This window comes from Aliidiomarina taiwanensis, assembly GCF_003987015.1.
GTDB lineage: Bacteria > Pseudomonadota > Gammaproteobacteria > Enterobacterales > Alteromonadaceae > Aliidiomarina > Aliidiomarina taiwanensis.
This window is the reverse complement of the sequence record NZ_PIPQ01000004.1, coordinates 46,079-64,500: the sequence shown is the minus strand read 5'-3', so window position 1 is coordinate 64,500 and position 18,422 is coordinate 46,079. Positions and strand designations below refer to the sequence as shown.

Sequence of the window (18,422 nt, the reverse complement as noted above, 5' to 3'; positions counted from 1 at the left end):
ATACAATAAAAAAGCGCCCTCGGGCGCTTTTTTAGTTACTTGCTTATTTATTCGTCTAAGAAGCTTTTTAATTGCTCACTGCGGCTTGGATGGCGCAGCTTTCGAAGCGCTTTTGCTTCAATTTGACGAATCCGTTCACGGGTTACATCAAACTGCTTACCTACTTCTTCAAGCGTGTGGTCCGTATTCATGTCGATACCAAAGCGCATGCGCAGTACTTTTGCTTCACGCGGCGTTAAGCCACCTAGAACATCGTGTACTGTTGTTTGCAGGCTTTCTGACGTGGCAGAGTCCACCGGCAATTCTAGCGTGGTGTCTTCAATAAAGTCACCTAAGTGCGAGTCTTCATCGTCACCAATTGGGGTTTCCATGGAAATAGGCTCTTTCGCTATTTTCAGCACTTTCCGTACCTTGTCCTCCGGCATAGCCATACGCTCAGCAAGCTCTTCCGGATGCGGCTCACGCCCCATTTCTTGTAGCATTTGGCGTGCTACACGGTTCAGCTTGTTAATGGTCTCAATCATATGCACTGGAATACGAATGGTTCGCGCTTGGTCCGCAATGGAACGAGTAATTGCTTGGCGAATCCACCAGGTGGCATAGGTTGAAAATTTAAACCCACGGCGATATTCAAACTTATCAACCGCTTTCATGAGGCCTATGTTCCCTTCCTGAATTAGGTCGAGGAATTGCAAGCCACGGTTGGTGTACTTCTTCGCAATGGAAATAACCAAACGCAAGTTTGCTTCAATCATTTCTTTCTTGGCTCGGCTGGCTTTGGCTTCACCAATTGACATGCGGCGGTTAATGTCTTTCACGTCGGAAATCGTTAAACCGGTTTCTACGGCAACTTCATGCAGTTTCTGCACGCAGCGCTCAACCTCTTCACGCTGTACTGCTAAGTCGGCACTATAACTCACGCCTTTGTTCACTAGTTTATCGAACCAGTCCATGCTGCTTTCTTGACCTGCAAAGGCTTGCACAAAGGTACGCTTCGGTAGCTTGCTGTTTTCTAAGCAAAGCTTCATGATAAGGCGCTCTTGCACACGCACTCGGTGCATCACTTCACGCATGTCACGTACTAAGCGGTCGAACAGCTTAGGCACTAATTGGAATTGACGGAACAGTTCACCAAGTGCTTCAATTTCAGCTTTCGACTTTTCATGTTCACGCCCGTGCTTTTCAATGGTTGCACAGGTCTTTTCGTATTGAGTGCGGAGCTCTGCAAACTTTTCACGCGCGAACTCAGGGTCTAAACCTGTGTCTTCCTCTTCTTCTTCCGCCGGTGTTTCGTCTTCGTCGTCAGCGTCTTCCTGCTGCTCTTCGGTTAACTCAGAGCCAACATGGGTGGCTGTTGGCGCTACTTGCCCTACTTCGTCAGGGTCAACAAAGCCAACAATAATGTCTGTTAAGCGAATTTCTTCTGCTTCGAAAGCATCCCACTGTTCAAGTAGGTATTTGATAGCTTGCGGGTACTCTGCAATGGACGATTGGACTTGGTTAATACCTTGTTCTATCCGCTTTGCAATAGCAATTTCGTCTTCACGAGTCAGGAGCTCCACCGTTCCCATTTCACGCATATACATACGTACAGGGTCTGTGGTTCGGCCAATTTCACTTTCAACAGTAGCGAGTGCTGCTGCTGCCGCTTCAGCTGCATCTTCGTCAGCTGCGTCTTCGCTCATCATAAGCTCATCGGCATCTGGTGCATTTTCAAACACCTTGATACCCATGTCGTTAATCATGCGAACTATATCTTCGATTTGGTCTGAATCTACAATGTCTTGGGGTAAGTGATCGTTCACTTCAGCAAAAGTTAAATACCCTTGCTCTTTTCCCTTAGCAATAAGAAGTTTCAGTTGCGACTGCCGAGTCTGCATACAGGCGTTCACCTCAGTTGAATGATTATTGGGATGCTTTTGGAATGACCGCATATTATAGCAAATAGACGGTTATTCAGCCAGCCGATAATAGAACTATATTTCCCAAGCACTTTGCTAGGGAGACTTTTTCAGGGCTCTTAAGATTTGGTCAAGTTCACGTAACCGAGCCTTGGTTAACTGTTCCGTAGGTAAAGCTTTTAATTCTTCATACCGCTGTTCTAAATAGCGGTCTATTAAGAACATATAGGTGTCTTTGAACTCTTGTTCAAGGTGTGCTGCAAGAATTTCATGGTTCCATTGGGCTAAATCTCGTAATTGTTCTTCATAACGAGTACCACGCCACCCCTCTAACAGCTGCGCTGTGGTGAGGGTTTGCCCACTGGTTTGTCGGTGCAATGCCACAAATACTTTTGCGTTCTCCATTTTTAAGTCAGCCAAGGTATTGTTTACAGGCACCATTTTGCCAAGCTCCGGGTGCTGCACCAGCATACCCATGGCACGCTCAACAGGGGTTCCCCGCGAACGCTTGGCTGTTTGCGGAGGCATTTTAACCGTGGGTTTTGCTATCATTTGTTCGAGCTGTGAAATATCTCGGCCTAATCGATTGGCCAGTTCCTCAAGCATGAGCTCGCGGTAAAACTCACTTTGCAGTCGTTCTATCAAGGGTTTCGCCGCTGCTATCAGGGCCCCTTTTCCAGCATCTTGGGAAAGATCATATTGGCTGGATAAGTGTTCAAAAAAGTAATGACGCAATGACTGTGCTTGTTCCAGCCGCTTCAAAAAACCTTCTTTTCCTTCTGCACGCACGATCGAGTCTGGATCGTCCCCGTCAGGAAGAAAGAGAAAACGTAAATCGTGACCGTCACGCAACATAGGTAATGCATTTTCTAATGCACGCCACGCCGCATCGCGCCCGGCTCTATCACCATCAAAACAGCAAATAACTTGTGGAGATTGACGGAACAGCAATTGTAGTTGCTCCGGTGTTGCTGCTGTCCCAAGGGAAGCTACAGCATTGCGAACACCATGCTGAGCTAGGGCGACCACGTCCATATACCCTTCCACAATAACCACTTGCTCTAGCTGCTTGTAATGCTGTTTCATTTCATAAAAGCCATACAGTTCACGGCCTTTATGAAATAGCCGGGTTTCCGGCGAGTTTAAATACTTTGGCCCCTGCTCATTGTCGAGCACACGACCACCAAACCCGACCACGCGCCCTCGCCGATCGCGGATCGGAAAGATTAAGCGATCGCGGAAAAAGTCATAACGACGACCGCTGTCGTTCTCATTAATAAGTTTTAAAGCAAGTAGTTGTTGCTCTGCAGCTTTATTACCCCCAAAGCCTTTTAAAACACTGTCCCACTCACTGGGTGCATAGCCAATACCAAAGGCTTTCGCCGTTTCCCCTGTCAGGCCCCGGTTTTTTAGGTACTCTATGACTTGAGCCGACTTCCCATGCTGACGCAGTTGCTGCATGTAAAAGCGCGCAACACGCTCCATCAGGTTGTAATCGTCTTCTATCTCTGCACGATCGCGCCCTGCTCTACCTGCACCACGCTCCCGAGGCACTTCCAGCCCAAGCTCCGCTGCTAGCACTTCCACTGCATCAGGAAACTCTAAACCGTCGTACTCCATGACAAAGTCAATGGCATTGCCGTGCGCACCACAACCAAAACAATGATAAAACTGCTTGTCAGGCGCTACAGTAAAGGAAGGAGACTTTTCACTATGGAAAGGACAGCAAGCTTGGTAATTACGACCGGCTTTCTTCAAACGTACCCGTGAGTCAACCACAGAGTGAATATCAGCCCGTGCAACAAGATCTTGAATAAAGTCTTTTGGTATTAGTCCAGCCATGGTTTTAATGTACTCCGTGTGTGGGCACAAAAAAACCGTGCAGAACACGGTTTTTTCGGGTCAAACTCTTTGCAGTACCGACAAATATCGGAGTGCTAGTTTTAACCAGCAAAAAGCTTAGTACAGGCGAGTACGACGTGCATTTTCACGAGATAACTTCTTCGCGTGACGCTTTTTCGCTGCTGCTTTTTTACGCTTACGCTCTGCTGTAGGCTTTTCGTAGTATTCACGGCTACGAACTTCAGATAGTACACCTGCTTTCTCACACGAGCGCTTAAAGCGACGTAAAGCGACGTCAAACGGTTCGTTCTCTTTTAATTTAACTGCTGGCATTAGCCCCTCACCTCAAAAATTCGTTAACTAGTAAACTTGGAAAAAACTGGTGCTGAATACTAAACAAATAAACGGCACCTGTAAAGCCCTTTGTCTACTTTCTACCCTTGGATCATCTTTTTGATCGCTTTGGAATGCAAGATCAAATGGTCTAGCGAGTCCACAAACTGCTTTTTGTCGCTATCCACGAGAAGGCCTATGATAACATGTTCGCCTGCAATACGTGCAGCTCGCGTTTCCGCATGGGCTTTTAGTAGGCTTTCTTCACCGTCAAACACTTCAATTTCAACGCCAATGGCGTTGAAATCCTCAATATTGAGCTCTTCACTTAATTGGGTACTAAAACTTAAGCCACCGCGAGAGACATCATTTACAATACCTTTTAACTCAATAATGCCACTCTCTTCAGGGAATGCAGCTCCTTCCCCTGGTTTCGCACGTAACACTGCATCCAGCTCCACATCAATGCGCGGGGCTTGGCGCAACATGCGCGACTCTAATTTGTCAGGATAACTTAGGTATACAATGCGCTGGGGTCTTGCATTAAAAGCAATATACTCTGTCAGGCCCGCAACAATGCGACCGTCATGCACCACCCCACGTATAACTACTGACGCAGCTTCATGAAACCACGTTTGTACCTCAACCCAATTATGTTTTTTTGATACTTCAATAATGAGGTATTCGTGTTGCTTCTGTCCAACCAGAATGCCTCTGACACGTTCACTGTGGGTTCCAAATCTAAGCTCTAACTCGACAGACACAGGTATTAACGCATTAGAGAAATCGTCTGCAAGCATGTTTTGTCCTTAAAGTTGTCAGCCGGTCATTTAATATACACTACTTTAGTAAGTCTGGAACATCCAAGCCTTTTCTTTCATAAAACTCAGTAACAAAGTCTTCGAAAGTGTTATTATCAAGCGCATGACGCATACCTTGCATTACATCTTGGTAATATTGCAAATTATGGATTGTATTTAAGCGCGCTCCAAGAATTTCATTACTACGATGCAAGTGGTGTAAGTATGCACGGGAGTAGTTTTGACATGTGTAGCAACTGCACTCTGGGTCTAGGGGGCCCGTGTCGGTTTTGTGGCGTGCATTACGTATTTTAATCACACCTTCCCGTACAAATAAGTGGCCATTCCGCGCATTACGAGTTGGCATTACGCAGTCGAACATGTCAACACCGCGACGCACCGCTTCTACTAAGTCTTCTGGTTTGCCCACACCCATTAAGTACCTTGGCTTGTGCTCGGGCATTTCTGGAGTTATGTGGTCTAAAATACGCATCATGTCTTCTTTTGGCTCACCCACAGAAAGGCCACCAATGGCATAACCGTCAAAACCAATACTTTCTAAGCCTTCCAAAGAAATTGTACGGAGCTCTTCGTACATACCACCTTGCACTATACCAAACAACGCCGCATCGTTCCCTTCATGGGCACGCTTCGAACGCTCTGCCCAGCGCAAGGAAAGCTCCATAGAAACCCGCGCTTCTTCATGAGTTGCCGGGTACGGTGTGCATTCATCAAAAATCATCACAATGTCAGAGCCAAGCTTACGCTGCACATCAATGGATATTTCTGGTGTCAGCATAATTTTCTCGCCATTAATTGGCGAACGGAAGTCCACACCTTCTTCGCTAATTTTGCGAAGCTTACCCAAGCTAAAGACTTGGAAACCACCTGAGTCGGTGAGTATTGGCTTTTCCCAATTCATAAAGTCATGCAAGTCACCATGCTGCTCTATAATGTCGGTACCTGGCCGTAGCATTAAGTGGAATGTATTGCCCAAACAAATCTGCGCACCCGTCGCCGCAACTTCTTCTGGGGTCATACCTTTTACCGTGCCTAGCGTCCCCACGGGCATAAATGCTGGAGTATCTACTTCTCCGCGCGGAAAGGTTAATCGACCACGACGGGCTTTTCCCGTGGTGCTTATTAATTCAAACGACATACGACTCATAGGGGTACTCAATTATTCCGTTATTTTTTTGCTGATGAACATGGCGTCGCCATAACTGAAGAAGCGATACTTATGCTCAATCGCTTCTTTATATGCGCCCATGACATGGCTTTTACCGGCAAAGGCCGACACCAGCATAATTAAAGTAGACTCTGGTAAATGAAAGTTGGTCAGCATGGCGTCGACAACTTTAAATTCATAGCCAGGGTAAATAAAAATATCTGTTTCATTGGCAAACGGCTTTAGTTCACCATTTCCAGCCACAGCGGCTGACTCGAGCGAACGCACCGACGTAGTACCAACGGCAATCACCCTGCCACCTCGCTGGCGTGCTTCTGCAATGGCTTGCACCACTTCAGTGGGTACTTCTGCATATTCACTGTGCATTTTGTGCTCTAGAATATTGTCTACCCGAACCGGCTGAAACGTGCCTGCGCCTACATGCAGGGTCACATGGGCGAAGTGCACGCCTTTTTCACGTAAGGCTTGCAGCATGGGCTCATCGAAGTGTAAACCTGCGGTGGGTGCTGCAACCGCTCCAAGTTTTCGTCCATACACTGTTTGATAGCGTTCCCGGTCCGCTTGCTCATCGGGCCTATCAATATAAGGAGGGAGTGGCATGTGCCCATAGGTATCGAGCCATTCTAGCACACTCTTCTCGTGATCAAATTCCAGCTCAAACAGAGCATCTTCCCGTCCAATCACTTGAACCTTCACGGCACATTCTAGCAGCAACTCGGCACCTACTTTAGGAGCTCGGTTGCTACGAACATGGGCAAAAGCAGTATGCGAACCTGTCACACGCTCAACCAGTACTTCAAGCTTACCGCCCGACACTTTTTGCCCTAAGAGCCGCGCTGGAATAACCCGCGTGTCGTTAAATACAAGCAAGTCATTGGGTTCAATTAACTCAAGCAAGTCGCGGAACTGTTTATGTTCACATGTACCCGTGCTGCCATTTAAGTGAAGCAAACGGCTTGTTGCACGGTCTTTCTGGGGGTAACGAGCAATCAACTCGTCGGGTAATTCAAAGTGGTATTCTTGTCGCTTCATGACCAACCAATAATGTTAGGTAGAATAAATAGGCTACGGAACTAGAGCACGGATTGTAGTCGCTCGTTCAGCTCACCAATTCGTTTTGCCATACCCGCAATAATTGCATCTTTTAACTTTTCTCGAATAGCCGGCGCTAACGAGCGTAAGGCTTCTATGTCAATACGTAATAGCAAGGTGTCTTCCAAAGCGACACCCGAGGCACTTCGCGGGCCTTGAGTTATAAACGCGCCCTCTCCAAGAAATTGACCCGCTTTAACTTCCCCGAGGGTACGATTCAATTTCCGCTGAACAATGCGAACCCGGCCGCTTAAAACCAAATAAAAGGTTGCGTCTATTTCGCCTTCGCGGAACACTCGAAACCCTTTCTTACAAAAGAACACCTGTAACTTGTCTTCTAAAAGTGCATGGCGGTCATCTAAGGAGAACTGCTTAAAAAAGTCCAGCCGGTTCAGTATTTCCAACAGCTTTAAATTCGATACGTTATCGACTTGCTTCATGTTCATCCGTCCTAATTCTAAGGTGAGTTAGAACTTATACACTAAAGTGACAGCTGTTTCTGAATCGAGCTTTTCTGGGTATTCGCCGGAGGCTTTTGGGGTGACCGTTGTATTGTGCGTTAGTGTCAAGGTTAAACGCATGGCTAAGCGGGCATTTAAGTTAGCCGTTAACGCCGACACTGCACGTGAACGTGTGTTGTCTTCACCAACTTCCGTTGAAATAAGCTGTGTGAAGTTTGAGTTTTCGGAAATAGTCCATTCAATGTTCGTCGCCAAACGTAAAATGGCTTCAATTTCAGACTCTTCCTCGACAGACTTGTTGTATGCCAAACCCGGACCAATTTCAAAGTCCGCGTGGAGACTTTCACTGTGTTTATAGCGCGAACCGTAACCCGCGGCAATCGTCGACTGATATTCAAAACTCGACTTACGGTCGTCCTCGTATGAGCCATACATAAAAATAGACGAATTCTGGCTTTCACCGAATACACGGTTCGACTGTAACGAGGTAAATAAGCGGTCCGCGTCCACTTCTGTGCCCGTATCTGTTTTTCGTTCCGCTCTGTCGTAAGTAAATGAACCCCGATGACGCCACATGGCCGTATCGCGATGTATATCTAACTTCGTTTTCCACGACTTCGAGTCGGTATTGCCTGATCGCATCAGAAAACCGAATTCCGCGCTTGCTCTCCACACACCATCTTCTTCTCCAGACGTGTCTCTGTCTTTGATATCATCAAACATAAAGCTTGAAGGTGCAGCCACTGCTGAAAAACTACATAAACTGAGAGCCATTACCAATAATCGCACGAACACCTCTTTTCATTATTTAGGAAAACATAACAGTTAGAGTAGTGTAGCAAAGAATAATAGAGGTCTTATAGGCTTCTGGCCTTTTTTATAAAAAAAAATACCAGCCGAAGCTGGTATTTTTAATAAATGCAATCTGTATTACTTAATGATTGCTTTTAGCTCACCCGCTTCATACTTCTGCGACATAGCTTCAAGCGATATTGGTTTAATTTTACTACCTTGACCGGCAGCACCAAATGCTTCATAACGTGCAATACAAATTTCTTTCATCGCTTGTGTTGCCACAGCAAAGTATTTACGTGGGTCAAACTCGGCTTTATTTTCCGCTAAGAAACGGCGAATAGCACCCGTTGAAGCCAAACGTAAGTCTGTGTCAATGTTTACTTTGCGCACTCCGTGGCGAATACCTTCTTGAATTTGCTCAACTGGCACACCGTAGGTTTCGCCAATGTCACCACCGAATTCATTAATCACTGCTAGCCATTCTTGCGGTACAGACGAAGAACCATGCATCACTAAATGCGTATTCGGAATACGGGCATGAATTTCTTTAATACGGTCAATCGAAAGAATGTCACCTGTTGGTGGACGCGTAAACTTGTATGCACCATGGGAAGTACCTACTGCAATCGCCAATGCGTCAACTTGAGTAGCGCGTACAAAGTCGGCCGCTTCTTCTGGGTCTGTCAGCAGCTGTTCCGCGGTTAAAGTACCTTCAGCACCCACACCGTCTTCTTCTCCTGCCTGACCTGTTTCTAGAGAGCCAAGGCACCCTAGTTCCCCTTCTACAGAAACCCCACAAGCGTGGGCCATTTCTACAACTCGGCGCGTCACATCTACGTTGTAGTCGTAGTCTGCAGGGGTTTTACCGTCTTCTAATAAAGACCCGTCCATCATCACTGAGCTAAAGCCCAGTTGAATTGAACGCTGACAAATTGCTGGGGAAGTTCCGTGGTCTTGGTGCATAACCACAGGAATATGTGGAAACTCTTCGGTGGCTGCAAGGATTAAATGACGCAAGAAAGGTGCGCCAGCATATTTACGTGCACCAGCAGACGCTTGCACAATTACTGGGCTGTCGGTTTCGTCCGCAGCTTCCATAATGGCACGCATTTGTTCTAAGTTGTTCACGTTAAACGCTGGGATACCATAGCTATGCTCAGCAGCGTGATCGAGCATTTGGCGCAATGAAATAAGTGCCATGTCGGAAACTCCTTTACCTAATTATTTTATTTAAATCGTGTTGTTTTCATGTTGTATATGGTGCGCTTGTTTAAGCGTCTTGTCCACGGGCTTGCAGAATCGCCACAGCCGGCAAGGTTTTCCCTTCAAGAAACTCTAAGAAGGCACCGCCACCTGTTGAAATATAGGACACTTGTTCTGCAATACCGTATTTGTCTATTGCTGCGAGTGTGTCGCCACCACCAGCGACACTAAAAGCGTCACTTTCCGCTATTGCCCGAGCTAAGGCTTCTGTGCCCGCGCCAAACTGTTCAAATTCAAACACCCCAACAGGGCCATTCCAAATAATAGTACCTGCATTTTTTAAGTGCTGTGCCAAAGCGTCTGCTGTGTCCGGGCCAATGTCAAACACCATATCGTCTGAGCTTATGTCAGCAACGGGCTTTGTTGTTGCCTGTGCGTCTTCAGCAAACCGCTCACCTACAACCACGTCTGTTGGAATAGGTATTTCAGCACCACGGGCACGGGCAGAGTCTGACAAGCGTTGCGCTTCTTTAACCAAGTCGCTTTCGTATAAAGACTTCCCTACAGGGTACCCTTCACTGGCAATAAAGGTATTGGCAATCCCTCCGCCTACGATGAGTTGGTCTACTTTGCGGACCAAGGAATTCAGTACCATCAGCTTGGTTGAAACCTTTGAGCCGCCTACAATGGCAACCAATGGGCGCTTCGGATTTTCAAACACTTTACCCAGCGCATTCAACTCGGCAGTGAGTAAGGGTCCAGCGCACGCGATAGGGGCGTACTGGGCTACGCCGTAAGTTGACGCCTGAGCACGGTGGGCTGTACCGAAAGCATCCATAACAAAAACGTCGCATAGTGCAGCAAGTTTTTTCGCTAAGACTGGATCGTTTTTCTTTTCGCCCACATTGAAGCGAACGTTTTCAAAAACAACCAGCTCGCCGCCCGACACTTCAACACCATCAAGGTAATTACTTTCAAGGCGCACAGGGAATGGCAAGTGCTCGTCGAGATAGCGTGCTACCGGGCTCATAGAAAATTCAGGGTTATATTCCCCTTCCGTGGGTCGCCCGAGGTGCGACATCACCATCACTTTTGCACCTTGCTCCAGCGCTTTTTTCAAAGTGGGTAGTGCAGCTCGTAGGCGAGCATCCGACGTTATAACTCCCTCTTTAATGGGCACGTTTAAATCTTCACGAATTAATACACGTTTCCCACGTAAATCTAAATCGTCCATTAACTTAACTGTCATCGCATTACCTTCAATGTGTGTTGCTAAAAGTTTATGTTATTGAGCCTTTATGAACTGTCCCATATCCGCTGCCGTGTCGAGCATGCGGTTGGCAAAGCCCCATTCGTTGTCACACCAACTGAGAACTTTCACAAGTCGCTTGTGACTTACCCGGCTTTGCGTACCGTCGACAATACAAGAGCGCGGGTCATGGTTAAAGTCAGCCGAAACCAACGGGGTGTCTGTGTAACCTAAAATACCCTGCTGCGAACCTATGGCTGCGTGTTTTAATGCCTCGTTAACACTGGCTATGCTCACATTTTGATTCAAGGTGACACTTAAGTCCATGGCGGTCACGTTGGTTGTCGGCACACGCACAGCAATGGCTTCAAAGCGTCCGGCAAACTTAGGTAGAATTCGCTCAATCCCACGAGCTAAGCGCGTATCTACTGGAATAATTGACTGTGAAGCCGCACGCGACAAGCGTAAGTTGTCATGATAACTGTCGATGACTTGTTGATCATTCATCAAGGAATGAATGGTGGTTATAGTTCCGCTGTCTACACCAAAGGCTTCATCTAATGCCTGGATAACCGGTACAATGCAGTTCGTAGTACAGGAGCCATTCGACACAACCACATGCTCGGCTTTTAACTCCGAGTTGTTGACGCCTTGTATAACGGTAAAGTCGACATCGGGTGAAGAAGGGTGCGACAACAACACCCGCTTCGCCCCCGCAACTAAATGCAGCTCCGCATCGGCCCGAGACTCAGCAGTGCCGGTACAATCCAGCACAATATCAATACCTAGCGCCTCCCATGGAAGTGCCGACACCTCTTTTTCATGCAGCGTTGTTATGACTTGATCCGCCACACGCAGTGTTTCGCCTTCAACGGTCACCGGGAACGCAAAACGCCCATGTGTTGTGTCGTACTTCAGCAGGTGAGCCATGCCTTCTATAGATGCTAATTCATTAATTGCTACAACTTCAAATGCATGATGACGCTCAGACTCAAACAGGGCGCGTAATACACTACGCCCTATGCGTCCAAACCCATGAATAGCAATTCTTATGCGCTGCTGCTTCATTTACACTTTGCCTACTAGCTCAACCAGGTTTTCTACAGTAAAGCCAAAGTGTTTAAACAACTCGTCGGCAGGAGCTGACTCTCCAAAGGTTGTCATGCCCAGCACGGCGCCGTCGAGACCTACATATTTACGCCAAAAGTCAGCTGAGGCGGCTTCCACAGCGACACGACGACGAACAGCGCGCGGCAAAACCTGCTCTTGGTAGTCAGCGTCTTGGCTGTCAAACACGCAGGTAGAGGGCATTGAAACAACCCGGACTTTTTCCCCTTGCGCAGTTAGCTGTGCAGCCGCTTGCATTGCTAGCTCAACTTCAGAGCCTGTGGCCATTAAAATCACATCCGGTGTGCCTTCCGTGTCGATCAGTATATAGCCGCCGCGGCGAATGTTCGCTAGCTGCTCCTCAGAGCGCTCCATTTGTGGCAAGCCTTGGCGAGTAAATACCAAGGCGGTGGGGCCGTCATTCCGCTCAACCGCAGCCTGCCAAGCCACGGCCGACTCCACTTGGTCACATGGGCGCCAGGTATGTAAGTTTGGCGTTGAACGCATGCTGGCTAATTGCTCGACCGGCTGGTGTGTAGGACCGTCTTCACCCAAGCCAATGGAGTCATGGGTATAAACGTACATGACCGGTAGTTTCATTAATGCTGACATGCGCACCGCATTACGCGCGTATTCCATAAACATTAAGAAGGTAGCGCCGTAGGGACGAAAGCCGCCATGCAGCATGACACCATTCATAATGGCGGACATACCAAACTCACGAACGCCGTAAAACACGTAGTTGCCACTGGCGTCGTCAGCCGTAATGGCTTTTGAGTCTTTCCACAGGGTAAGGTTTGACCCAGCCAAGTCTGCAGAGCCACCTAAAAGTTCAGGCAACATTGGACCAATGGCATTCAACGCATTTTGCGATGCTTTACGTGTGGCTACATTCGCAGGGTTCGCTTGCAGTGAAGCTATCCAGCGGTCACTTTCTTCACGCCAATTTTCAGGCAACTCGCCTTGCATGCGGCGCTCGAACTCTGCCGCTAACTCGGGGTGTTCCGCTTTATATCCGGCGAATAATTCATTCCATGCTTGTTCTGCACGGTTTCCAGCGGCCGACGCACTCCAAGCGTCCATCACGTCATTTGGCACCTCAAATGCAGGGTGCGGCCAGCCTAACTGTTCACGGGCTAACGCAATTTCGTCTTCACCCAGCGGCGCACCATGGCTCGACTCTGAGCCTTGTTTATTCGGTGAACCAAAACCAATCACCGTCTTACAACAAATTAGCGTGGGCCGCTGTGTTTCAGCACGGGCGGCTTCAATGGCTTGTTTTACTGCGTTGGCGTCGTGACCATCCACATCTGCAATGACATGCCAGCCATAACTTTCAAAGCGTTTTACGCTGTCGTCGGTGAACCAGCCGTCCACCTGGCCGTCAATAGAAATGCCGTTGTCATCATAAAAAGCGATCAGTTTACCGAGGCCTAAGGTACCAGCCAGCGAACAGACTTCATGCGAAATACCTTCCATCAAGCAACCGTCGCCTAAGAAGGTATACGTATAGTGGTCTACAATGGGGAACGCGTCGCGGTTAAACTGTGCTGCCAGTGCTTTTTCAGCGAGTGCCATACCCACAGCATTTGCAATGCCCTGCCCTAATGGACCTGTGGTGGTTTCTACGCCGGGTGTATAGCCGAGTTCTGGGTGGCCTGGCGTTTTTGAGTGGAGTTGGCGGAAAGCCTTAATGTCTTCAATACTTACGTCGTAACCGGTTAAATGCAACAGCGCATAAATCAACATCGAACCGTGACCATTGGAAAGAATAAAGCGGTCGCGGTTCAACCACTCAGGATTCGCTGGGTTATGTACCAGGTAGTCACGCCATAGCACTTCAGCGATATCCGCCATCCCCATGGGTGCGCCGGGATGCCCCGACTTAGCTTGTTGAACAGCATCCATACTTAGCGCACGAATAGCATTGGCAAGGTGGCGACGGTCAGACATGCAGAACTCCTTGATAATTAAGAGAAAGGTGGGAAGCGCATAGGTAAAGGCGTTGCAACCCAACATCATTGGCGCATTATTGTCTAATATTCCTGGCGTAGGCGCAAACCTAACCGCCCCTTTGCTACGCTATTTTCAAAAAGAAGTTTAGACAGATAGACGTCTAATTGTAGATTTCTCACTCTCGCTGCTGTATCCTGTTGCCCATTCAATTGTATTTGTTGTGGCAGGTTCTGTTGCAGCACATTTTCCAGCTTCTTGCGTAACCAAACGGACCAAATTATGACACGTCACGTATTTACCTCTGAGTCAGTATCTGAAGGGCATCCAGATAAAATAGCCGACCAAATTTCCGATGCCGTACTGGACGCTATCTTAGCTGTCGACCCAAAAGCCCGTGTAGCCTGTGAAACCTACGTAAAAACAGGCATGGCGTTAGTCGGTGGTGAAATAAACACTACAGCTTGGGTGGATATTGAAAAAATAGCCCGCGATACAGTTCGGCGCATTGGTTATACCCATTCAGACATGGGGTTTGACGCCGACAGCTGTGCTGTTTTAAATGCCATTGGCAAACAGTCTCCCGATATCAACCAAGGTGTGGACCGGGCGACTCCCGCTGAACAAGGCGCCGGTGACCAAGGACTTATGTTTGGGTATGCTAGCGACGAAACAGATGTGCTCATGCCAGCCCCTATTGTGTATTCTCATAAGTTAGTACAGCGCCAAGCTCAGGTGCGCCGCACCGAGTTAGACTGGATGCGCCCAGACGCCAAGAGCCAGCTTTCTTTTGTCTATGAAAATGGTGTGCCCGTTGGTATCGACGCGGTGGTATTTTCCACTCAACACCGGGAAGACATTAGCTTAAGTGATTTACGTGAAGCGGTTATGGAAACCATTATTAAGCCAACGCTTCCTGCGGAGTGGTTGCATAAAGACACGAAGTTCCACATTAACCCCACAGGGCGCTTTGTGATTGGCGGCCCGGTTGGCGATTGTGGTTTAACGGGTCGAAAAATCATTGTGGACACCTACGGTGGTATGGCTCGCCACGGTGGCGGTGCTTTCTCTGGTAAAGACCCTTCAAAAGTAGACCGCAGTGCTGCCTATGCTGCCCGCTATGTTGCCAAAAACCTTGTTGCAGCTGGCCTTGCCAAACGCTGTGAACTGCAGGTGTCCTACGCTATTGGTGTTGCCGAGCCGACGTCTATTAGCATTGAAACCTTCGGAACCAGCCCACACAGCAATGAAACCCTTGAGCGACTTGTACGTGAGCACTTTGACTTGCGCCCTTATGGCTTAATTCAAATGCTCGATTTAGAGCGCCCAATTTATCAAGCAACCGCCGCCTACGGGCACTTTGGGCGGAACGAGTTCCCTTGGGAAAAAACCGACAAAGCTGAACTACTGAGAAGCGCAGTTTAGTTATGCGCGTGCCACGCATTTATCACCCGGAGCCTATAAGCCTTCAGGCTGAAGTAGCCCTCACAGAAGATGCGGCCAACCATGTTGGCCGCGTTTTGCGTTTACGCGAAGGCGCCCCTATTGACCTATTTAATGGGAGCAACAAGGTTTTCCATGCCACCATTGTCACTGCCAGCAAGAAAAATGTGCTGGTTAAAGTGCAAGCCGAGACGCTCGATAACCGTGAGTCGCCTCTCGCCATTCATTTGGCACAAGGTATTTCAAGAGGTGAGCGCATGGACTTTGTACTGCAGAAGTCGGTGGAACTCGGCGTCGCTTCAATTACGCCACTTTTTACCGAGCGATGCACGGTGAAATTACAAGGTGATCGCTTAACCAAGCGGCTGGAGCAATGGCAACGTATTGTCATCAGCGCCTGTGAACAAAGTGGACGAAACCTTGTACCTGAAGTACGCCCTGCGGTAACCTTAGCTCAATGGCTTGCGTTAGAACCGCTAGGGCAACGCTTAATGCTTGAACCGACAGCGCAGCAGTCGTTGTCGGGCTTAACTGCTCAAGACGCCTTCGAAGTGTTGATTGGCCCTGAAGGTGGTTTTAGTGCGCAAGAAGTGTCACTCTGTGAACAGTTCAAGTGCCAAGGCATTCAAATGGGGCCTCGCATTTTACGCACAGAAACAGCTGCGCTTACCGCTATAACCGCACTTCAGTGCCAGTTTGGCGACCTTGCCGGCTTACGTTAGCACTTAGTTTTAAGGAGTATTTATGGCTCGCGTTGGTTTTATCATGGACCCTATCGCCCAGATTACGCCACACAAAGACACCAGTTTCCGCCTTGCCCTTGAAGCGCAAGCACGTGGCCATGATCTGCTCTATTTCGAGCTTTCTGACTTATATATTGAAGACGGCACGCCCGTTGGCTCAGCACGCTCTCTCACCGTGACCGACCAAAGTGAGGACTATTACCGTCTGGGTGAGCGCCAGCAAATAAAGCTTGGCGACGTAGATATTCTGATTATGCGTAAAGACCCTCCCTTCGACATGGAGTTTGTTTATGCAACACATATTCTTGACCTTGCACAACGAGACGGAGCCTTAGTTGCAAACCGTCCACAAAGCCTAAGAGATTGCGGCGAAAAGCTTTACACCGCGTGGTTCCCAGAGTTAATTCCAGCCACTTTAGTGACCCGCAGCGAACAGCAAATTCGTGAGTTTCACAAGAAGCATCAGGACATTATTCTCAAGCCTTTAGACGGCATGGGCGGCGCCTCTATTTTCCGTGTTAGCGAAGACGGCAATAACCTGGGTGTTATTATTGAAACGCTGACCCAGCATGGTCAGCAGTACTGCATGGTGCAGGAATATTTGCCTGCTATCAAAGAGGGCGATAAGCGTATTCTACTTATTAATGGCGAAGCTGCTCCTTATGCACTTGCACGCATTCCTACCGCTGGCGAAACCCGCGGCAACTTGGCCGCCGGAGGCAGTGGTAGACCACAACCTCTCAGCGAGAGCGACTGGGCCTTAGCTCGCGCCGTTGGACCCGCGTTCAAAGCCAAAGGCTTGTACCTCGTTGGCCTTGATGTCATTGGTGACCGCATTACCGAAATAAACGTCACCAGCCCTACCTGCATGCGTGAAATTGAAAACCATTACAATATGAATATTGCAGCCGACTTTTTTGCCGCAGTTGAAGCGGACGTAGCGAGTAAAAATGAATAGTTTACAAAATAACTTTCTCATTGCTATGCCAAGTTTAAAGGACCCTTTCTTTGAACGTACCGTGACCTATATTTGTGAGCATAACGACGAAGGAGCCATGGGCTTAGTTCTTAATCAACCGATAGATTTAAGCCTAGCCAGCCTGCTCGAACAGATTGACATTGAAACCAGTAACCCTGAGCTGGACGAGGTTCCTGTATTTGCTGGCGGCCCTGTTGGCACCGACCGTGGGTTCGTACTCCATACACCACAAGAGGGTTGGCGCAGCAGTTTACAACTTAGTGATGAGGTGATGATCACCACGTCAAAAGACATTTTGTCAGCCCTAGGCACCGACCGTGCTCCGAGCCAATTTTTCTTAGCCCTTGGTTTTGCTGGCTGGGAAGCAGGGCAATTGGAAGACGAGCTAGCCGCAAATAGTTGGCTGACGATACCAGCAGACGCAGACATCGTGTTTAACACCCCGATAAAAGACCGCTGGGAAAAGGCAACCGCTCAACTTGGCATTGACGTATGGCAGCTTAGTAATGAGGCAGGACATGCCTGAGCCCCCCACGCAACAAGCCATGACGGTGCTTGCCTTCGACTTCGGTACCCGCAGTATTGGGGTGGCTGTTGGTCAAAGTCTAACCCAAACCGCTTCTCCCTTAGCCGCCTTAAAAGCCAAAGATGGGCAGCCTCAGTGGCACCTGGTGAGCACCCTATTAGACACCTGGCAGCCTCACCTTTGCGTCGTGGGGCTTCCTTACAATATGGACGGCACAGAGCAAGAGCTCACCCAACTCGCTCGTAAGTTTGCGAACAGGCTGCATGGCCGCTTCGGTGTCCAGGTAGTACTTCAAGATGAACGCCTGACCACCGTGAGTGCAAAAGAAGAACTCTTCGCAGAGTACGGCTACCGAGGGCTGGCGAAAGACAAAATTGACAGTGTCTCAGCCTGCTTAATTGCCGAGGACTACTTTAGCCAAACGCCTCCGATAGTTGGCGATGATTAATTCTTCAGATATAGTAAGTGTCATTACGTTTTTGCAGTAAAGCTGCTTTTATAAGAGGACAGCGCCTTGTTTACACCTGAAGAGCCGTTTCGAGTTTCTGGTAACACCATTACGCTTATTGACGAGAATAAGCAGTTATTACTTGTGACGCCGGATCGGTTTAAAAATATTCTCGTCAGCCGCTATGGTGTCGAGCTATCCGACTGGCAACCAGAGCGACGTCCAGGCGTAAAGAATGTCTTTTTGAATGAACTATTCAAGCGTGAAAAGCTGTACTTCTTTGTCAATGCCTCGGGCGTTGAATACCAAGTGGATCTCAAGTTTGCAGACCGCCCCATTAGTGAAGTTAAGTTTTAAC

At 48.4% G+C, this 18,422-nt stretch carries 18 protein-coding genes; 6 read left to right on the top strand and 12 right to left on the bottom strand.

The window, feature by feature from the left end; translation table 11 throughout:
- Positions 1 to 47: 47 nt before the first annotated feature.
- From rpoD to tkt, 12 genes are all read right to left on the bottom strand, one after another.
- Positions 48 to 1,934, bottom strand: coding sequence for an RNA polymerase sigma factor RpoD (rpoD, locus tag CWE15_RS08020; RefSeq protein WP_126757570.1), 1,887 nt, complete (start codon positions 1,932 to 1,934; stop codon positions 48 to 50).
- A 63-nt stretch (positions 1,935 to 1,997) separates the two neighbouring features.
- Entirely contained in the window at positions 1,998 to 3,743 is a 1,746-nt protein-coding gene (gene dnaG / locus CWE15_RS08015) for a DNA primase (protein ID WP_126757569.1), read from the bottom strand.
- 117 nt (positions 3,744 to 3,860) lie between these two features.
- Positions 3,861 to 4,076: a 30S ribosomal protein S21 gene (gene rpsU, locus CWE15_RS08010; protein ID WP_126757568.1), complete on the bottom strand. Its 216-nt coding sequence runs from the start codon at positions 4,074 to 4,076 to the stop codon at positions 3,861 to 3,863.
- Positions 4,077 to 4,177: 101 nt separating this feature from the next.
- Positions 4,178 to 4,876, bottom strand: coding sequence for a PilZ domain-containing protein (locus tag CWE15_RS08005; protein ID WP_126757567.1), 699 nt, complete (start codon positions 4,874 to 4,876; stop codon positions 4,178 to 4,180).
- Positions 4,877 to 4,916: 40 nt separating this feature from the next.
- A complete protein-coding gene (gene tgt, locus CWE15_RS08000) occupies positions 4,917 to 6,035 on the bottom strand; it encodes a tRNA guanosine(34) transglycosylase Tgt (protein WP_126757642.1) in 1,119 nt (372 codons plus the stop codon).
- 21 nt (positions 6,036 to 6,056) lie between these two features.
- A complete protein-coding gene (gene queA, locus CWE15_RS07995; protein WP_126757566.1) occupies positions 6,057 to 7,097 on the bottom strand; it encodes a tRNA preQ1(34) S-adenosylmethionine ribosyltransferase-isomerase QueA in 1,041 nt (346 codons plus the stop codon).
- A gap of 41 nt (positions 7,098 to 7,138) precedes the next feature.
- Complete coding sequence (locus CWE15_RS07990; RefSeq protein WP_157980737.1) at positions 7,139 to 7,597, bottom strand: Crp/Fnr family transcriptional regulator; 459 nt, start codon at positions 7,595 to 7,597, stop codon at positions 7,139 to 7,141.
- Between the two features lie 27 nt (positions 7,598 to 7,624).
- Positions 7,625 to 8,407, bottom strand: coding sequence for a DUF481 domain-containing protein (locus CWE15_RS07985; RefSeq protein ID WP_241971875.1), 783 nt, complete (start codon positions 8,405 to 8,407; stop codon positions 7,625 to 7,627).
- Between the two features lie 141 nt (positions 8,408 to 8,548).
- On the bottom strand, positions 8,549 to 9,613 hold the full coding sequence (gene fba, locus CWE15_RS07980) for a class II fructose-bisphosphate aldolase (protein ID WP_126757564.1): 1,065 nt from the start codon (positions 9,611 to 9,613) through the stop codon (positions 8,549 to 8,551).
- A 70-nt stretch (positions 9,614 to 9,683) separates the two neighbouring features.
- Complete coding sequence (locus CWE15_RS07975) at positions 9,684 to 10,865, bottom strand: phosphoglycerate kinase (RefSeq protein WP_126757563.1); 1,182 nt, start codon at positions 10,863 to 10,865, stop codon at positions 9,684 to 9,686.
- Positions 10,866 to 10,901: 36 nt separating this feature from the next.
- A complete protein-coding gene (epd, locus tag CWE15_RS07970; RefSeq protein WP_126757562.1) occupies positions 10,902 to 11,933 on the bottom strand; it encodes an erythrose-4-phosphate dehydrogenase in 1,032 nt (343 codons plus the stop codon).
- Complete coding sequence (tkt, locus tag CWE15_RS07965) at positions 11,934 to 13,925, bottom strand: transketolase (RefSeq protein ID WP_126757561.1); 1,992 nt, start codon at positions 13,923 to 13,925, stop codon at positions 11,934 to 11,936.
- A 282-nt stretch (positions 13,926 to 14,207) separates the two neighbouring features.
- Here tkt and metK point away from each other — a divergent pair, with 282 nt between their 5' ends.
- The 6 genes from metK (at position 14,208) to CWE15_RS07935 (ending at position 18,421) form a co-directional block, all read left to right on the top strand.
- The gene (metK, locus tag CWE15_RS07960) at positions 14,208 to 15,350 is read left to right on the top strand and encodes a methionine adenosyltransferase (protein WP_126757560.1); all 1,143 of its coding nucleotides are present in this window, start codon (positions 14,208 to 14,210) and stop codon (positions 15,348 to 15,350) included.
- A gap of 2 nt (positions 15,351 to 15,352) precedes the next feature.
- Positions 15,353 to 16,090 carry a 16S rRNA (uracil(1498)-N(3))-methyltransferase gene (gene rsmE / locus CWE15_RS07955; RefSeq protein WP_126757559.1) on the top strand — a complete coding sequence of 246 codons (738 nt, stop codon included), beginning with the start codon at positions 15,353 to 15,355 and terminating at the stop codon, positions 16,088 to 16,090.
- A 22-nt stretch (positions 16,091 to 16,112) separates the two neighbouring features.
- Positions 16,113 to 17,069: a glutathione synthase gene (gene gshB, locus CWE15_RS07950; protein ID WP_126757558.1), complete on the top strand. Its 957-nt coding sequence runs from the start codon at positions 16,113 to 16,115 to the stop codon at positions 17,067 to 17,069.
- Positions 17,062 to 17,616: a YqgE/AlgH family protein gene (locus CWE15_RS07945; RefSeq protein WP_126757557.1), complete on the top strand. Its 555-nt coding sequence runs from the start codon at positions 17,062 to 17,064 to the stop codon at positions 17,614 to 17,616. The genes gshB and CWE15_RS07945 overlap by 8 nt, the downstream gene beginning before the upstream one ends.
- Positions 17,609 to 18,064 (top strand): Holliday junction resolvase RuvX, encoded by a 456-nt coding sequence (ruvX, locus tag CWE15_RS07940; protein WP_126757556.1) that lies wholly within the window; start codon positions 17,609 to 17,611, stop codon positions 18,062 to 18,064. Before CWE15_RS07945 ends, ruvX begins: the two co-directional genes overlap by 8 nt.
- A 66-nt stretch (positions 18,065 to 18,130) precedes the next feature.
- Complete coding sequence (locus tag CWE15_RS07935; protein ID WP_126757555.1) at positions 18,131 to 18,421, top strand: hypothetical protein; 291 nt, start codon at positions 18,131 to 18,133, stop codon at positions 18,419 to 18,421.
- Position 18,422 lies beyond the last annotated feature (1 nt).